This window comes from Bacillus sp. LK2 (genome assembly GCF_001043575.1).
Taxonomy (GTDB): domain Bacteria; phylum Bacillota; class Bacilli; order Bacillales; family Bacillaceae_G; genus Bacillus_A; species Bacillus_A paramycoides.
On sequence record NZ_LDUK01000005.1, the window covers coordinates 147,700 to 164,472 of the forward strand.

Annotated in this window: 27 protein-coding genes; 16 read left to right on the forward strand and 11 right to left on the reverse strand. The window is 32.2% G+C overall.

What is annotated here, in order from left to right:
- Nucleotides 1–63 precede the first annotated feature (63 nt).
- Nucleotides 64–849 (reverse strand): class I SAM-dependent methyltransferase, encoded by a 786-nt coding sequence (locus VK90_RS05715; RefSeq protein WP_048371119.1) that lies wholly within the window; start codon nt 847–849, stop codon nt 64–66.
- A 218-nt stretch (nt 850–1,067) separates the two neighbouring features.
- Complete coding sequence (locus VK90_RS05720) at nt 1,068–1,436, reverse strand: hypothetical protein (RefSeq protein ID WP_048371264.1); 369 nt, start codon at nt 1,434–1,436, stop codon at nt 1,068–1,070.
- A gap of 494 nt (nt 1,437–1,930) precedes the next feature.
- On the opposite strand from VK90_RS05720, the gene VK90_RS28095 reads away from it, so the two are divergent.
- The 9 genes from VK90_RS28095 (at nt 1,931) to coaW (ending at nt 8,383) form a co-directional block, all read left to right on the forward strand.
- Complete coding sequence (locus VK90_RS28095) at nt 1,931–2,083, forward strand: YqbF domain-containing protein (RefSeq protein WP_071719564.1); 153 nt, start codon at nt 1,931–1,933, stop codon at nt 2,081–2,083.
- Nucleotides 2,084–2,253: 170 nt separating this feature from the next.
- Entirely contained in the window at nt 2,254–2,688 is a 435-nt protein-coding gene (gene exsC, locus VK90_RS05730; protein WP_048371127.1) for an exosporium protein ExsC, read from the forward strand.
- A gap of 306 nt (nt 2,689–2,994) precedes the next feature.
- A complete protein-coding gene (locus VK90_RS05735) occupies nt 2,995–4,197 on the forward strand; it encodes an MFS transporter (RefSeq protein WP_048371128.1) in 1,203 nt (400 codons plus the stop codon).
- 163 nt (nt 4,198–4,360) lie between these two features.
- Nucleotides 4,361–4,654, forward strand: a complete 294-nt coding sequence (locus VK90_RS05740; RefSeq protein WP_048371129.1) for a hypothetical protein — start codon at nt 4,361–4,363, stop codon at nt 4,652–4,654.
- Nucleotides 4,655–4,913: 259 nt separating this feature from the next.
- Complete coding sequence (locus VK90_RS05745; RefSeq protein ID WP_002172371.1) at nt 4,914–5,282, forward strand: hypothetical protein; 369 nt, start codon at nt 4,914–4,916, stop codon at nt 5,280–5,282.
- A gap of 161 nt (nt 5,283–5,443) precedes the next feature.
- Nucleotides 5,444–5,641 carry a hypothetical protein gene (locus tag VK90_RS30525; protein WP_071719277.1) on the forward strand — a complete coding sequence of 66 codons (198 nt, stop codon included), beginning with the start codon at nt 5,444–5,446 and terminating at the stop codon, nt 5,639–5,641.
- Nucleotides 5,642–5,878: 237 nt separating this feature from the next.
- On the forward strand, nt 5,879–7,078 hold the full coding sequence (locus VK90_RS05750; protein WP_048371130.1) for an LL-diaminopimelate aminotransferase: 1,200 nt from the start codon (nt 5,879–5,881) through the stop codon (nt 7,076–7,078).
- Nucleotides 7,079–7,135: 57 nt separating this feature from the next.
- Nucleotides 7,136–7,534, forward strand: a complete 399-nt coding sequence (locus VK90_RS05755) for a 3-hydroxyacyl-ACP dehydratase FabZ family protein (RefSeq protein WP_048371132.1) — start codon at nt 7,136–7,138, stop codon at nt 7,532–7,534.
- A 27-nt stretch (nt 7,535–7,561) separates the two neighbouring features.
- A complete protein-coding gene (gene coaW / locus VK90_RS05760) occupies nt 7,562–8,383 on the forward strand; it encodes a type II pantothenate kinase (protein ID WP_048371133.1) in 822 nt (273 codons plus the stop codon).
- A gap of 29 nt (nt 8,384–8,412) precedes the next feature.
- Here the strand turns inward: coaW and VK90_RS05765 are convergent, their stop codons facing one another.
- The 7 genes from VK90_RS05765 to VK90_RS05795 form a co-directional block, all read right to left on the reverse strand.
- Nucleotides 8,413–8,913 (reverse strand): 2'-5' RNA ligase family protein, encoded by a 501-nt coding sequence (locus VK90_RS05765; RefSeq protein WP_048371135.1) that lies wholly within the window; start codon nt 8,911–8,913, stop codon nt 8,413–8,415.
- Nucleotides 8,914–9,039: 126 nt separating this feature from the next.
- On the reverse strand, nt 9,040–9,519 hold the full coding sequence (locus VK90_RS05770) for a CcdC family protein (protein ID WP_048371138.1): 480 nt from the start codon (nt 9,517–9,519) through the stop codon (nt 9,040–9,042).
- A gap of 41 nt (nt 9,520–9,560) precedes the next feature.
- Nucleotides 9,561–10,232 (reverse strand): DUF4052 family protein, encoded by a 672-nt coding sequence (locus VK90_RS05775; RefSeq protein ID WP_048371140.1) that lies wholly within the window; start codon nt 10,230–10,232, stop codon nt 9,561–9,563.
- Nucleotides 10,229–11,101, reverse strand: a complete 873-nt coding sequence (locus VK90_RS05780) for an ATP-binding cassette domain-containing protein (RefSeq protein WP_048371142.1) — start codon at nt 11,099–11,101, stop codon at nt 10,229–10,231. The genes VK90_RS05775 and VK90_RS05780 overlap by 4 nt, the downstream gene beginning before the upstream one ends.
- Nucleotides 11,098–11,478: a GntR family transcriptional regulator gene (locus VK90_RS05785; protein ID WP_048371144.1), complete on the reverse strand. Its 381-nt coding sequence runs from the start codon at nt 11,476–11,478 to the stop codon at nt 11,098–11,100. The genes VK90_RS05780 and VK90_RS05785 overlap by 4 nt, the downstream gene beginning before the upstream one ends.
- Nucleotides 11,479–11,574: 96 nt before the next feature.
- Nucleotides 11,575–12,090, reverse strand: coding sequence for a DinB family protein (locus VK90_RS05790; protein WP_048371146.1), 516 nt, complete (start codon nt 12,088–12,090; stop codon nt 11,575–11,577).
- 15 nt (nt 12,091–12,105) lie between these two features.
- A complete protein-coding gene (locus VK90_RS05795; RefSeq protein ID WP_002172377.1) occupies nt 12,106–12,699 on the reverse strand; it encodes a DUF4825 domain-containing protein in 594 nt (197 codons plus the stop codon).
- Between the two features lie 441 nt (nt 12,700–13,140).
- Between VK90_RS05795 and VK90_RS05800 the strand changes: the two genes are divergently transcribed.
- From VK90_RS05800 to VK90_RS05825, 6 genes are read left to right on the forward strand one after another with little or no spacing between them, the layout of a single operon-like run.
- Nucleotides 13,141–13,281 (forward strand): YrzI family small protein, encoded by a 141-nt coding sequence (locus VK90_RS05800; protein WP_002172379.1) that lies wholly within the window; start codon nt 13,141–13,143, stop codon nt 13,279–13,281.
- A 27-nt stretch (nt 13,282–13,308) separates the two neighbouring features.
- Nucleotides 13,309–13,452 (forward strand): YrzI family small protein, encoded by a 144-nt coding sequence (locus tag VK90_RS05805; protein ID WP_002172380.1) that lies wholly within the window; start codon nt 13,309–13,311, stop codon nt 13,450–13,452.
- 28 nt (nt 13,453–13,480) lie between these two features.
- Nucleotides 13,481–13,624 (forward strand): YrzI family small protein, encoded by a 144-nt coding sequence (locus VK90_RS05810; protein ID WP_002172381.1) that lies wholly within the window; start codon nt 13,481–13,483, stop codon nt 13,622–13,624.
- A 26-nt stretch (nt 13,625–13,650) separates the two neighbouring features.
- A complete protein-coding gene (locus tag VK90_RS05815; protein ID WP_002172382.1) occupies nt 13,651–13,794 on the forward strand; it encodes a YrzI family small protein in 144 nt (47 codons plus the stop codon).
- A gap of 26 nt (nt 13,795–13,820) precedes the next feature.
- Nucleotides 13,821–13,961, forward strand: coding sequence for a YrzI family small protein (locus VK90_RS05820; RefSeq protein WP_002172383.1), 141 nt, complete (start codon nt 13,821–13,823; stop codon nt 13,959–13,961).
- Between the two features lie 27 nt (nt 13,962–13,988).
- Nucleotides 13,989–14,129 carry a YrzI family small protein gene (locus tag VK90_RS05825; protein WP_002172384.1) on the forward strand — a complete coding sequence of 47 codons (141 nt, stop codon included), beginning with the start codon at nt 13,989–13,991 and terminating at the stop codon, nt 14,127–14,129.
- 240 nt (nt 14,130–14,369) lie between these two features.
- Here VK90_RS05825 and VK90_RS05830 read toward each other — a convergent pair whose 3' ends face one another.
- A complete protein-coding gene (locus VK90_RS05830) occupies nt 14,370–15,455 on the reverse strand; it encodes an AI-2E family transporter (protein ID WP_002172385.1) in 1,086 nt (361 codons plus the stop codon).
- A 149-nt stretch (nt 15,456–15,604) separates the two neighbouring features.
- Here VK90_RS05830 and VK90_RS05835 point away from each other — a divergent pair, with 149 nt between their 5' ends.
- A complete protein-coding gene (locus VK90_RS05835; protein WP_048371149.1) occupies nt 15,605–16,426 on the forward strand; it encodes an HNH endonuclease in 822 nt (273 codons plus the stop codon).
- A gap of 228 nt (nt 16,427–16,654) precedes the next feature.
- Here the strand turns inward: VK90_RS05835 and VK90_RS30530 are convergent, their stop codons facing one another.
- Nucleotides 16,655–16,747, reverse strand: coding sequence for a putative holin-like toxin (locus VK90_RS30530; protein WP_001289319.1), 93 nt, complete (start codon nt 16,745–16,747; stop codon nt 16,655–16,657).
- Nucleotides 16,748–16,773: the final 26 nt, after the last annotated feature.

Consider the following 16,773-nt stretch of genomic DNA (forward strand, 5'->3'; position numbering starts at 1 on the left):
TATTCCTCAATTCTCATTTTCTCTGTACTAAGTATATCGTACTTCGGAAGGACTGCAAGAAATTTATCTTTTTAATGTTGAACTTTTTTTACATACGAACAGTGCCATTTCAGTATAAAACGATTCTATTTTATTATTTTCAAACTGGATTTTAAAGAATTCCTGCATTTCATTTGATGTTTTCATCATACACTCTGTTAGCTTTACGCGCTTTTGCACTGGCACATCCATCATATCGCACCACCAGTCAAAATCGAACTTTTTGTCAAAAGTAAGACATGACTGCATTTGCAAACCATGTTTTTCTAATAAAGTAATCCATTCCGTCTTTTTCAAAGCTCGTTCATGGCTCGGATCTCGCTTCTTTTCGATAAAGTTATAAAATGTATCAAATTCATTATTTTCTGGTGAAACATTATCAATTAATATAAATAATCCATTATCTTCCAATGTTCGGTTTACTTCAAAAATAAATTGCAAAGGGTCAACAAAGTGATGTGCTGCAATTCGACATGTAATTGTATCAAAGGATTCATCTGCAAATGGTAAACTCTCCGCATTTCCTGCTACAAAAGACACATTTTCATGCCCGTTCCCCTCTATAAAACCTTTTGCTTTTTCTAACATTTTTTCTGTTAAATCAAGAGCGACTACCTCTTTAAACATAGGGGCTAGCAAATTTGCAACATGTCCCCCACCAGTAGCAATATCAAGAAGACGCGTATTATGACGAGTTTTAACTTGCTGAACTACATATTGTAAATCCGGTCCATTTGCATGAATTTTACTTTTCACATACTTTTCTGCATTACTACCAAATTGTTGTTTCACAAGCTCTTCTTTACTCATTTTTATCATCTTCTTTCTATTGTTATTTACATATACGATTCATTTAATTAATAAGTTCTCTTTACATATTTTCAAATCCTCTTTTAAACATATTTGTTACATACTCATAACGTAATTCTTGTATACAAATCGTAGTATTAGAGTGATTGATGACTTAGATTTTTAAGAGAAAATATAAAAGGCTGTGAGAAATTATCCCACAACCTCATAAAACGCCTTTACAAAAGGACCCATTCACATTCTTCTAAATGATGAATATTCTCTTGCAAATCCACAAAAATTTCAACTTCATTATTAGTTGCCAATCTTGCATACATTCCAAATTGATTCATACCAACCCATATCCATTCTGCTGAACCTTCAAACACTGCTTTCTTTATATGTCCTAACTTAACAAGTTCCAATCTAAGAAATTTATCCTTATTAACTGTTTGTTTATCTAATAAACCATACTCTTTTCCATTTTCTAATAACGAGATAAACTTCCCAGCGATTGGATGTTCTCGAACAATAAAATGATACTCCTTTTCATCTTTAGTCGCTACAATCAAACAGGAAACAGATACATAAAATCCAGAATTCGGCATACACATATTGATCAGCTCCTTTATTGGTTTCATAAACATCATAACAGTTTAATATTTAAATTAAGTTAATGTAATGTAAAAATATAAAAGCTGATTTCCCATTAGAAATCAGCTTTTACACACTAGTAGTATTTAAATTTTTGACAAATCTTTTTATAGTGTTTCTTTTTCTTCTTCATTTCCCGACATTAAGTTCCCTATAGCATCTGTGGTAACTTCAACTACAAATTCACAAATCCCTGCTACAACTTCTCCAATTACTTCATCCATCTTACTACCCCCCCTTGTTTTTTGTAACCTATTTGTAGTATAGAAGATATTGGTTTATTTTAACTATCGGAAAAGGTGAAATGAATATTACAAGTTTGTAAGCTATTTCAATGTATTTTTAAATTTATACTTCTACCCTTTGAAACTTTAAGTATTATTAACAACCAGATAGGTCATCATAATATAAAGCAATTAAAAATCCTAACTTAGAGGAGGCGTGTAAAATATACTACGTAAAATTAATTAAAGGTCAATCTTTCTATGCTTTTGATCATCGTTTCTTAGTCTCTCAAGAAGAAAAGGTCTCGGAGAAAATTTTTAATTACTTACGCCGTAATGAATTCTTCGAAGTACGTAAAGAAGAATATTCTGCCTAAAGTATGAAAAGCATCAAGACATAACTCACATAATTGTGATTCATTTTTGATGCTTTTATATTATCTACCTACATTCAACATTATTTCTCAATTCTCTTAAAATCTTATTGTATATATCCAAGCTAATTCATTGTTACCTTCATATTTTAGTATATGAGGAGGTGACGAAAATGACTCATATTATTGATTACCAAGCAATTCAGCCTATAAATAAAACTGGTGAAACAACTTTTACAATTCCCCATTCTCCAAAAAAAGCAATTCTAGCAAAAATCAAATTAAAAATTTCAAAAAGAGATTCTCGTAATAATCGAGTAGAATTAATTGCTACAGTTGGAGTTGAAGGTATAACGGGTATATCACAAATATTATTTAGAATTTTCCGTGACGACACTGAAATTTTCAACACACAAGTTGGGATTGAATCTACAGATTCTGAGCAATTCTACGCTCAAACATTTCAAGCTATAGATCAAGATGTTAGCCGCGGGACTCACAAATATTCATTAACTGTAGAAAATCTAACAAGTGCTGCAAGAGCAGACGTTGTTGGCCCTTTATCTTTTAGCGGTTTAGCTATTGGACAAGATCATAAGTGTCGCTAAGTGAATGTATTGTTTAATTTTGCATTAAAAAAAAGCGAGACGTAGTATATACGTTCTTGCTTTTTTTATTTTTTCTATGTTTATCTTTACTATCAATTGGTATTTAATCATAAGTTTTTTTACATTGTGAATTGCTTATTTCAGTACTTAATAAAGCAAATTTTTTACAAATCAAAAAGATTGAAATCCACTAATGAAACACGTAATATAGACTCTGACTCTAAAAAACACGTTAAAAAATAACGAATACATAAGGAGGTTTTATATACGATTTTTTAATTATAAAAGACTGCGAGGTTTTTAATTATGTGGCGTAATAAAAATGTTTGGATCGTATTAATTGGGGAGTTCATTGCTGGTCTCGGTTTATGGCTTGGTATTCTTGGTAACCTTGAATTTATGCAAAAATATGTCCCTTCTGATTTCATGAAATCAATTATATTATTTATCGGACTGTTAGCTGGCGTTCTAGTTGGTCCAATGGCTGGCCGAGTAATTGATCAGTATGAAAAAAAGAAAGTTCTTCTTTACGCTGGATTTGGTCGTGTTATTAGTGTTATTTTCATGTTTTTCGCTATTCAATATGAAAGTATCGCCTTTATGATTGCTTTTATGATTGCACTTCAAATTTCAGCAGCATTTTATTTCCCTGCATTACAATCTGTAATCCCACTCATCGTTAGTGAGCATGAGCTATTACAAATGAACGGTGTACATATGAATATCGGTACAATCGCTCGTATTGCAGGTACTTCACTAGGTGGAATTCTTTTAGTTGTAATGAGTTTACAGTATATGTATGCCTTCTCAATGGCAGCATACGCTTTATTATTCCTCTCAACTTTCTTCCTACAATTTGAAGATAAAAAAACAGCTACATTAAGCAAACAATCTGCTAAAGATAATAGTTTTATGGAAGTATTTCGTATTTTAAAAGGAATCCCTATTGCTTTTAAAGCACTTATATTAAGTATTATCCCTCTTTTATTTATAGCTGGATTCAATTTAATGGTTATTAACATTAGCGAAATGCAACATGATCCAACAATTAAAGGATTCATATATACAATTGAAGGTGTAGCGTTTATGTTAGGTGCATTCATAATTAAACGTTTATCTGATCATTTCAAGCCTGAAAAATTACTATATTTCTTCGCATTTTGTACCGCTTTTGCACATCTGTCCTTGTTCTTTAGCGATATAAAATGGATGGCTCTTGCCTCATTTGGTTTGTTTGGATTTAGTGTTGGCTGCTTCTTCCCTATTATGTCGACAATTTTCCAAACGAAAGTGGAAAAAAGCTATCATGGGCGTCTCTTCTCATTCCGTAATATGTTTGAAAGAGTTATGTTCCAAATTGTCTTACTCGGCACAGGCTTCTTCTTAGATACGATTGGATTACAGTATATGGTTCTAATTTTTGGAGCCATTTCATTGTTAATTATTTTTATTTCCCTATCTAAGCAGAAACAATTTGAAAAACAATCATCACAATCTGCGAAATTATAACATAAACATCTTGGGCATGGATCTAGTATTATACTGATCCATGCCTCTTTGTTTTATATGAACAAAACCTAATTACTATGTTCACTGTAAATATTTAAAGGATTATTCCTTCCTACTTTCGAAAACAGTATTGAAAAGATTATCTAAAAAAGGAGTTTTGGAAATGACTGCCTTCGTACAGTTATTAATGATCTTTCTTTTTGTTATAATTATGTTTAGCGTAATTAACTTTTTAGCCATTTCCCTATCTCAACATAGCGTTAAAAGAAGAATTGTTGCCGGTTTCGTATTTTTACTGTTAACTCCCATTGTCTTTCTTACTACTACAGCATTGGCTTCTATATTCGATAAAGTTGGATTTGGCGCAGCTAACCTATCCTTTAGTATTGCAGGTATTTACATTCTAAATGGAATAGCAATTCTTCTTTCCTCTACATTCATTATTAAAAAAGCATAGTGTTGATTTAAAATAAGTTAGACATATAATTTACTTAAATAGTTATTTGGCATGGATCTGGCATTTTACTGGGTCCATGTCTTTTTTTATGCCTTCCCTTTCATACTCTTCTCTCTAATTTACTAACATGGCCTTTTCAAACACAACCAATATTTTCATGTAAAATTTATTAATTCTTTATAAAAATTTAAACTTTATTCATTACAATGTTCCTATCGGATTCGCACGTTTATAAATACTAATAAGAAAGGAGCACAAAATGAAAAAGTATCTACTTATTTTCCCTATACTAGTCGTTTTACTAAGTGGATGTAGTAATAATGATATATTTGGTTCTTGGGAAGTCGTTGATAATAAGAATGGTGAATGCCCTACGTATTATAAATTTGAAACAGTTGTAAAAGAAGAAAAGAAAGAAAAAATTGTTCAAAACTTAGTAGAAATGCATACAACGAATAAAAAAGAGGATTTATATAAAGGATCGTTTGTAAAAAACTCTAACGTGTATCACATTGATTATGGTAACTCGTTTACATCGGATCAATCTATAAAAGTTGTCGATAGTAAATTAAATGTATACTTTATGAATGCTGAGAAAATGTGTACATATAAAAAATTAAATGATTAACTATTAAAATTCAGCAACTTCCAAATACTACAAAAGCGCAGAATGTATTTTCTGCGTTATTTCACTTTAGACGACTTCCTCTAGAAATATATTTCTCTTTTAAATTCTTTAATTTGAATGTAAAATTATACAATAAATTAAATCACTGTGAGGTGCTTGTTTTGAGAAGCTTAAGTTCTTTAATTATATCAACAATTTGTTCAGTAACCCTTATCATATGGAACGCTCTTTCATTTTATGAAAAATACACGACAGGTAACTCATACTATTGGATTAGCGGTATATTAGGCATCGTATTCGTGTTCTTTTTTATTCAAAACTTGCGAGATTTTATTAACAAGAATTACAAAACTTCCTAAATAATACGGAATAAAAAATGTGATAGATTATCGAGTTAGCCTGTCTATCATTTAGCCATCCCTTTCAAAAAAATTGAAAGAATAAATGACTTGTGAAGTATGACATGTATTCCAAACATCCCTCCTCTTAATTTGTCAATCGTTTTAATTTTCTTAAAAAAATGATAAAATATAAACATGTGTTTTCAGAATAGTTAAAAACGTAGAAAGAAAGCACAGTTTTTAGGAGGGGTTTTGATGACTTACACATTAGCAACTAGAATGAAAGCATTCCAATCTTCTATATTTAGTGAATTAGGAGCTTATAAAAAAGAGAAAATTGCAGCAGGTCATAAAATGATCGATTTAAGTATCGGGAATCCTGACATGCCTCCTGCTGATTTCGTAAGAGAAGCAATGGTACATACAGCAAGTGCAAAAGAAAGTTACGGATATACGTTATCAGGTATTCAAGAATTCCACGAAGCTGTAACTGAATATTATAATAATACTCATAATGTTATATTAAATTCTGATCGAGAAGTTTTATTACTAATGGGCTCGCAAGATGGACTTGTACATTTACCTATGGTTTACGCAAACCCTGGAGATATAATTTTAGTTCCAGACCCTGGTTATACTGCCTATGAAACTGGAATTCAAATGGCCGGTGCAACATCTTACTACATGCCGTTAAAAAAAGAAAATGACTTCTTACCTAACTTACAAGATATTCCTGAAGAGATTGCTGAAAAAGCGAAGATGATGATATTAAACTTCCCAGGGAACCCTGTTCCAGCAATGGCTCATGAAGATTTCTTTAAAGAAGTTATCGCGTTTGCAAAAAAACATCAAATTATAGTCGTACATGATTTTGCTTATGCTGAATTTTATTTCGATGGTAAAAAGCCAATAAGCTTCTTATCTGTCTCTGGTGCAAAAGAAGTTGGCGTTGAAATTAATTCTTTATCTAAAAGTTATAGTTTAGCTGGTAGCCGTATTGGCTATATGATTGGCAATGAAGAAATTGTCGGTGCACTTACACAATTTAAATCTAATACAGATTACGGTGTGTTTTTACCAATTCAAAAAGCTGCCTCCGCTGCATTACGACACGGCACTGAGTTTTGTGAGAAAAACCGTGACATTTACCAAGAACGTAGAGATACTTTAGTTGATGGATTCCGAACGTTTGGTTGGGATGTCGACAAACCAGCTGGCAGTATGTTCGTCTGGGCTGAAATTCCGAAAGGATGGACTTCTCTAGAGTTCGCTTACGCATTAATGGATCGTGCAAATGTCGTTGTCACACCAGGTCATGCATTTGGTCCTCACGGTGAAGGATTTGTGCGTATTGCACTTGTTCAAGATAAAGCCGTCTTACAGCAAGTCGTTGAAAATATTAAAAATAGCGGTATTTTCTCTCTTGAAAAAGTAGATGAATTAGTTAAAAATTAATTACAACTCCCCCTGCTTAACTTTTGCAGGGGTATTATTATTAACTGGAGGTACGGTATGAAAATTAAAGATACTCTTCCCCATCGCTATCCATTTTTAATGATCGATAAAATTACAAGCGTTAAGGAATCTCAATCAGCTACAGGATACAAGCTAATTACACATAACGAGTGGTTTATTAATGAAAATCAAAACTACATGCCTCATATGTTAATTGTAGAAGCACTTGCCCAACTTAGTGCATTTGTAAGCACAAGTGAATCTGATGAATTAGGTTTTCTCTCCTCATTAGATGGAGTTGAGTTCCATGAAAAAGCATATCCTGGTGATAAACTTGACTTACATTATGAGCTAACACGTAACCGACGAGGTTTTATTCTCGGTAAAGGAATTGCATCTGTAAATGGTCAATCAATCGTTACAATTGAAAAGCTATTAATATACCAAGCTGATTAAACAGACTACATAGTTAGGAGTAGGAAAATGGAGAGTACTGTCGGTATCGATGCTGGAGGAACATTAACAAAGATTGCTTACTTTAACGAAATGAACAAATTAGCTTTTGAAAAATTTTATTCTCATGAACAAGATAAAATTATAGATTGGCTCAATAATAATAAATTAATTACGAAATTATGTATTACAGGTGGGAAAGGTGAACAACTACAAAAACTGCTTTCAAATTCATACGAGATAGTAACATTAAATGAATTCGTTGCAACGCTTACAGGTGTGCGCTATATCCTAAACGAAGAAAATCATTCTATTAACAATTTTGTTTTAACAAATATCGGGACAGGTACTTCCATTCACTACGTTGATGACAAAGAATATGTTCGCGCCGGTGGAACTGGAGTTGGCGGCGGTACAATTATGGGCCTGTCAAAGCTATTAACAAATTCAGATCATTTTGAAGACGTAATTCCTCTTACGAAAATAGGTTCAAGAAAAAGTCTAGATATTACAGTTGGAGATATTTATGGTGGTATTCTCTCTCCTATCGATAATAGCTTAACTGCTAGCAATTTCGGAAAAGCAGCCATTACAGACTCAAATTATAGTAGCTCAGATATACTAGCTACCGTTCAAGGACTTGTCGGTGAAGTTGTCACAGCATTAAGCCTTCAATTCGCCGAAGCGAAAAACATTGACCATATCGTTTACATTGGATCTACCTTATGTAATAACGTACACCTTCAAAACATTATAAGTAGCTATACAGAATATCAAAACAAAATACCAGTCTTTTTACAAGATGATGGTTATAGTGGTGCAATTGGTGCTTTACGCTATGTTACAAATTAAAAAAGCTGGCTTTTGCCAGCTTTCAATTTTTATAGAGACACTTCAAACTCAATAAACGATTCCCCATTCTCTCCAATTCGTTCCACACTAATTCTATCGATTATACAGTTCAACTTCTCATGAAAACTAGGAATCTCCTTCGCTATTTCAGCAGCTAACTCCGCGCTACTTTTTCTTCCGACTGTTACATGTGGTATATATGGAATATCCGTTCTTAAAAATTGTAGTAAAGGGCCTGTATACAAACTAATATGCAGTTCTTCTATTTGCTCTTTCCCTCTTTCCACTTCCAAAAACAAATACTCTCTCTCGCTGCTTATTCGGCTAGCAAACTCAATTTCAATTGGCCGAATTTCTTTGGATAAATTTAAAATATGCGATTTCAGTTCATCATTTGAAATCGCACTTTCAAAGGGAAATATAATTGTTATATGTGGCGGGATTAATCCGAATAAAGGATCATGCTTTTTTCTAATGTTCTCCATTTTATCTGTGAGCGTGTTATTTAGAAAAAGTAAAATTGTACGCATTTTTATCTCCTTCATTTTCCATCAATTTTTTTTATATTTATCATATTGCATGGCACCTTGCACTTCAACAAATTATTTCACTTGCATATAAGAATAAAAAACTTCTCAAATGAGAAGCTTTTATTTTTATATAGCATGATTACTATTCCCACGCCAAACTTTTCTAAATTTTATATAACAGGCAATTCTCCACGGAATGATATACGATACTGCAACGACGTAAAATAATAAACCAATCGTTTGTTGATCTAGATCAACAATATATTGTCTTGAACCATATCTCAAAACAACCAGCGCAATAAAAGTAATTAAAAAAGCTGCACTTTTTTTCGTATAAATATTCCCATCATCTCTTCGCTCATAATTTGTTAGAACTATAAGTGGTATAGCGAAAAGAGCACCAATGAATATTGCTATACCCATTTGTAATATAGCTGGATGTACTGGACCAAAAAACAATAAAATACCCGGTGTTAAAAATAGTAATGGCCACAAAATACGTTTTCCTGTTCCCTTTATCGGTTTATACATAGAGCGGTAACGACGCCAAAAAATTAGCAATGCCACGCATAAAAAGACTGTTATTAGTGAAGAAGTATCTCCCATTTTCTTTACCTTCTCTCCTAAAATATTTATCTAATAATGCTTTAAACCATTTGTTCAAATGACACTTTACGAATAAATATACCACTAGTCATAATATAAACGACAATTAATCCAATTGAAATGACAGTAAAATATGGGATGTTTATTAAAGATAGATTAGTTATAGAAATTAAACTTTGTATTCCTACTTCTCCATAAAGCGCACTATTTGCTGATAAAAAAAATGTTCCACCAATCATAAGGCCAATCCACTTAAATCGTTGTTTAATAACTACTGCTACTTGAAAGAAACATGATATTGTAACATACAATAATAATTGGACAATGAACTGTTGTACTGAGTTTTCTCCTAAACTGGAATTTACAGTACTATACAATGTATTCTGTAAAAGAAACACTTGAAGGAATGAGAATAATGCTGCTTGTAATATAATATAGCAAACTGATCCAATGAAAAACTGTAATCTCGTTACTCCGAACGAAACAGCTAAACGAAATACATCATCCTGTATAATAAAGGTGCTTACTACTATAAAAAATATACTTGCAATCGAAGGGTTATTTAAAATATGTTGTAAAAACCCTTCTTTTATTCCCCTTAAATCTACTGCATTTGTTGTTCCTTTTATTAGAAACGCCACAATCCAAAATATTAAAATCGCTTTATAATGAAAATTGATATGTAACTTTAATTGCTTCATTAACATCGTCATTTCACTTCACCACCCGTTATATGAATAAATAGTTTTTGTAATGTGATTTCATCAACTATTAAGCCTGTATTTTCAATAGACTGATAATCTTCAGTAGAAAGTTCTTCCCATATAACTGCAATCCCTTTATTTCCATAAACTTCTCGATTAACAACTTTTTTATCAATTAAAAACTCATCCACTCTATCTTTTTGACCTGAAATCGTATGGCCTTGTTGTAACAAATTCTCTACTGATGATTGAACTATTAATGCTCCGTCTTTTAATATGATCACATCTTCAATAACATGGACAACTTCTTCTACTAAGTGTGTTGATAAAATAATTGTTCGAGGATGCTCTCCGTAGTCTTCCAAAAGTAAACTATAAAATAATTCCCGATGTGCCGCGTCCAAACCGGTAGTTGGTTCATCAAAAATAGTAATAGGCGCCCTGCTTGCTAGTCCTTGAATAATTCCTACAACTGTTTGCATACCGTGCGATAATTTATGGTATTTCTCTTTCGTATTAAGCTGAAATTTCCCCGCAAGTTCTTCAGCATACTTCTGATCCCAATTTTTATAAAACATGTTACATAGTTCAAAAATCTCTTTTACTTTATAACTTAAATGAGCTTCTTCTTTCACCTTTACAAAACAAATATTTTGCATCGCATTACTATTTTCAAAAATATTTTCACCAAATACAGATACACTGCCACCACTTGAAATAATCTGCCCTGCGAGTATGTTTAATAATGTAGTTTTCCCTGCTCCGTTTCTTCCAAGCAAACCATATATTTTATGCTCTTCCAATGAAATTGTTACTTCATTTACAGCTAGTTTCTTTTTATATTTTTTGGACAATTTTTTCGTTTCAAGTGCAATCATTCCTCTTTCGCCTCCTTTGTAATTTTTTGAATCATATTCATTAATTCTTCTTTAGAGATTTCTAATACTTTCGCTTCTTCCCATACTTTAGGTAAATACTCTGTCATAAAAGTATTTTGCCGCTTCTTTAATACGACTTCCTTCGCACCACTTGCAACAAACATTCCAATCCCTCTCTTTTTAAATAAAATGCCCTCATCCACTAATAGATTTACCCCTTTCGCCGCAGTTGCCGGGTTAATTTGTAGCATCTTTGCAAATTGATTTGTAGATGGAACTTGTTCTTCCTCAAGCAATATGTCCTTTAAAATATCAGCTTCGATTGTTTCTGCAATTTGTATATATATTAATTTATTTTGCTCCAGAGTTGGTTTCACAATTTCACCACCTTAGGTTCATAGGTTCATTACTTATGTAATTAACCATATCACATCATTTTATTTTTTACCATAATTTTCATAAAATAAAGAGAATCATTCGATAATGAATGACTCTCTTTCGAAAATTTTCGTATTTTCAACCTTCGTTCTCAAATCCTTTTCATTGATGCCATTTTGACAAAAGTTAAGCCTCTCTCGCTTTAAAGATTTCGTTCGGTCTACTACTTGCCCTAAATGATAACTTGTGTGCTCGACTAAATGTAATAAGCTATGCAGATCAATTTCGGTTCTTCCTTTACACGCTTTTATATACTTGTTTCCCCATTCACGAAATACTTCTTCTACAATTTCCAGCAGCATTTCAGCACTTAATGACTTCGTTGGAAAGTACTCTTCAATCCCCTTTTCAAAATTTACATTTGGATTCGAGTAACGAATCGTATTTCTTTTTACATGTTCGCAAATGTGTAATACTATACCTCCAATTGAATTAGCCTCTCCTTCTCTTTTCCACAAGTCTTCCGCGTTTAAACACTTTAGTACTTGTGTTAGCTTTGGTAAATAATGATCATACATTCTGAAATAAGAAATTTTATTAACAAGCTCCATCTTTCCCCCACCATCTCACTTAGTTTCCCGTATAGGATGTTCATCAAAAAATTGTTTCCGAAAATCTTTATTATTAACAAGCGCTACTATTTTTTCTAGATTACCGTAAAAGAAGTTCATTATGATTCCCTTATTCCATATTTGATCACCTTTCGGAAAATCATTAAATTCTTTATAAAGTATGGGTAAGAGTTCTTCTCTTTTCAGAGTAAAATTCTTAGTTTCCAGCTGAAACTCATACCCTTTCGCATTTGGTACTAAAATTGCAAGATAGATAGCATTAAAGAGAAAGTTCTTTTTCATCGTATCCTTTTCGTCAAACCAATACGTCTCAATCATATCTTCTGTTAAGTTATCGTTCTTTTTCTCACCGTATTTCACCGTGATTTTCTCATTTTTTAAGCTTAAACTTTGAGCTGTTTCACCACCAGGTAAGTTGTTAACAATTGCAGACACATCGGAATTATTTCCAACGTATGTCCACGTATATTTCTTAAAATCCGCTGGTCCAATATCTGATATTTCTTTTATTCTCCCTCCGTTAGAACAAGCAGTAACAAATAAAAAAATTGTTAGCATAACACCTGCTATTTTATTCATATAGTTCATTAGACACCCCCCACTTTCTATATATAATTCCAGTAATACAATATATCCATTCAAAACCCTTCAAAATATAAGCATTTTAATCAAAATTAAAAATTTTCACTTTTTATGTTTACAATTATCCATTAATTGTATATAATTACTAACGTAAGAAAAATATTCTAAAAGGAGGTCGAATGAAATGATGAAATTACAATTACATGCATTAACTTTAGCGTTAGTTGCGCCTTTGTTTTTCGGACAATTAAATAGAAGTTCGACCACCCTAATGGAGAATTGAAAATCGTACATTATTTCTTTTAATTCATAAATTCGCCACAGGAGGTCGTATGCTTTCCTGTGGCTTTTTCACGCCCAGCCATAGGAGAACGATATCTTCCTGTGGCTTTTTTGTGCGATTTTTTGGTCTCTTATATCATTTTTTAAAGAAAGGAGCAACATTTGATGACTATTAGCGTATTGTTTTTAAGTATTACGATTCAAAGAAATACTCTTTCAAATGCTGAAATTCTTCATAATGAGCAAATTGAAAAAGCTATGAACGATGTAAAGGAGCGCCAAGTGCTTTATTTTGATCACCTGTAATTCCTTTTCGAAAGGAGGAATTCGTTTATGACTTTTCATATTTTCTTTTTTACGACGGCACTTCAGAAAAAAACTATATCTGAAGCCGAAATCTTTCGTAAGCAACAATTAAAACAAACTATGGATAAAATAACGGACATTAAAAGTTCGTATTATACACAAATGTATTAAAAATATATTTTAAAGGGGCATTATCTTAATGAAATTTAAAGCATTCTTTTTAACTATCACTATTCAAAAACGTAAACCTTCAAAAGATGAATTTTTACGTGAACAACATATCAAAAACATTATGGACGAAGTGAAAGAACGTCAGTCTTCTTATTACAATCGTCTTTACTAAATAAATTATAAAGGGGTAATATCTTAATGAAATTTAAAGCATTCTTTTTAACTATCACCATTCAAAAACGTAAACCTTCAAAAGATGAACTTTTACGCGAACAACATATTAAAAACATTATGGACGAAGTGAAAGAGCGTCAGTCTTCTTATTACAATCGTCTTTACTAAATAAATTATAAAGGGGCAAAAATCCAATGAAATTTCGAGTATTTTATTTAACGATTACCATTCAAAAAAATAAGCTATCTGAGTCTGATATGCTTCATGACCGACAAATTAAACAGGCTATGGACAACGTAAAAGAACGACAAAGTCATTACTGTAGTCACCTGTAATTCCTATTCGAAAGGAGGAATTCATGTATGAAGTTTCACCTTTTCTTTTTAACCATTACGATTCAAAAAGAGACGATATCTGAAAATGAAATAAAACAAGAGCAACAGTATAAACAGATTATAGATGAAATTCGTGATCGTAGAAGCAAGTACTACACTCACCTATAATTGTATGAAATTATTTTAGAACGAAAGGAGTCGATTATGATGTTAATTACGCACTGTAAAGAAATGATTTGGATAGTTCAGAGGGATTCCACATAGTTTATTGAGCTCATTTTATGCAAGTTTTCTGCTCGATTTGATATATAAAAAATATATAATAATATTGATTTAATACACTCTTTAAAAACAAATTACAAATAAAGATACACCACTTCAAAAGTGGTGTATCTTTATCAATATATTCTATTTCCGATTACTCCGTTTCGTCTTAAACAATCTCACTAAGTTCGAAACAACTGTTTTAGTTACCGCATAAACAGGCACTGCTAAAATCATCCCGATAATTCCCGCAAAGTTACCTACCCCTAAAATAAGGATAATAATCGTTAATGGATGGATGTTTAATTTTGAGCTCATAATACGCGGTGATATGATGTTACTTTCAAACTGCTGTACAATTGTTACAATGATAATTACGTACAGAGCTTGCATCGGAGAAACAAACAAACCTACAATGACAGCTGGTGCTGCTCCGATAAATGGACCTAAGTTTGGAATAATGTTTGTAAATGCTGCGATAATCCCTAAAACGAAAGCATACGGTAAACCGATAATTAAATAACCGATAAATGTAAAAGCACCGATAAATAAACAAACGAGCGCTTGACCTTGAATATATGCAGATAATGTTTCGTTCGTTTCCTTTATGATACGAAGTCCTTCTTCTCGGTAAGACTCTGGTAATACACTAACAGCTTTCCCTGGAAATGCATGTCCATCTTTAAACATATAAAATAAAATGAATGGTACTGTAAATATGACTAATGCAACGTTCGTGATAATACCAAATAAAGCCGTTGCACTCGACGTAATAGTATTTGGTATTTCCTTTAAGTATTCAATCGCATTTTTTTCAATCGCTTCAATGGAAACGTAGTTTTGAGTAGATAACCATTCAAATAGCCTGTGATGGGATAAATCTTGTATGTATACCTTTCCCTCTTTTATGTATGTCGGCATATTTTTTACTAAATCCATTAACTGTTGTGAGATGGTTGGAACGACTACTCCAATAGCAACTCCAGTTAATGTAATGATAAAAAGGTACAGCAGTAAAATCGCTAAACTTCTAGGTACTTTTTTATTCTCCAAGAAAACTAACACAGGGTTAAATATGAAGTATAAAAATAGCGCGATTAAAATTGGGAAAAATAATGTTGATATGAAGATACCAATCGGTTGAAATAGAAACGATATTTTCGTGCAAATAAATATGATTCCTACAACCATCAGCACTTCTAATGTCCAAAAGTGCACTTTCGATTTCAAAAAAACGTCCTCCTTTAAACTAGCACTTCTCTCCATTGTACCAAAATAAACATGAATTTTACATAATATTTTCCTTTACAATATTCCAAAATATCATTAAATACACTACAATGATATTATAGACAAATTTGCAGGTAAAGGTGATAAAAATGACACAATGCATCATTTGCAGAAAAGATACAAAAGAACTTAGTGAACAATATGTCATCCCAGAGATATTATGTGGATATTATTTCACAAACTCAATTTGTGATTCCTGTCATGAACATATGACAACAAATGTTGATCGTCCTTTAATTAGGCATAAATTAAGTCAATATAAGATTGAACAAATGAAAAAGCAAATCGACTCCCCTCTCTATACGAATGAACATGGTGAGGAGCTGGCAGCTGCTGAGACGGATGTTGTCGAAGTAAGTGATGAAATACTTTATTCCAATGCATTAATTATGAAACTATGTAAAAAGCACGATATTTCTCTGCATAATGAAATTTGGAAAGAAGAGCGTGTAACAAAAGTAGCAAGTTCTATTCAACGTGAATTACTTTTAGATAATCGTAAGTATAAAATGAGTGTATTAAAAATGGCGTATACTTTCGCTGTACAAACAATCGACGGCTACTTTGAAGATCCAGATGCGATTAATATTTCTACCATTCTATCGAATGCCGATTTCATGGAGTTAAAGGAAAAGAGTATCGTCCGTGACTTAAGCAAAAGCTCTTTATGGAATACATTAAATACAAAGAGTGATAACCATTACTTTATTTTACTTAGCGATAAAGATGGGTTGTTCTGCTTCATTCGTCTATTTGATATTTTTGATATTGTCGTTCATTTATCAGAAAAGAGATATGATCTTCCATCACCAATTGTCGGAGTGAATAATGTTGACAAACAAGAGTTTTATGTAGAAAATTTAAAACAGTATATGGATGGGCTATTTAAAGAAACTGCACCTTCTATTTAATCTACATAAGAACATACGGTCTCCTTTCTTGTTGAAAAGACACTGTGTTATAATAAGTATGAAAAGAACAATACAATCACATAAAACAATTAAAAACTGTATATAAATAAAAAAGACTAGTGTGCGGCTACACACTAGTCCACGTAACTAAGCAGATTGGATTGTTCATTTATCCTATTTGTTTCGTACAAACACAACAACCCACATTCTATAGGCATAGGTGGGTTGTTATTTTTTGAGCTTGTCAATTAAAACGACAATAAACGTTAACAATGCAACGAGAAACAGTCCACCTTGCAGTAGCAACGCAATTTCACTCACGTATTATCACCCCCCTCCTACTCGGA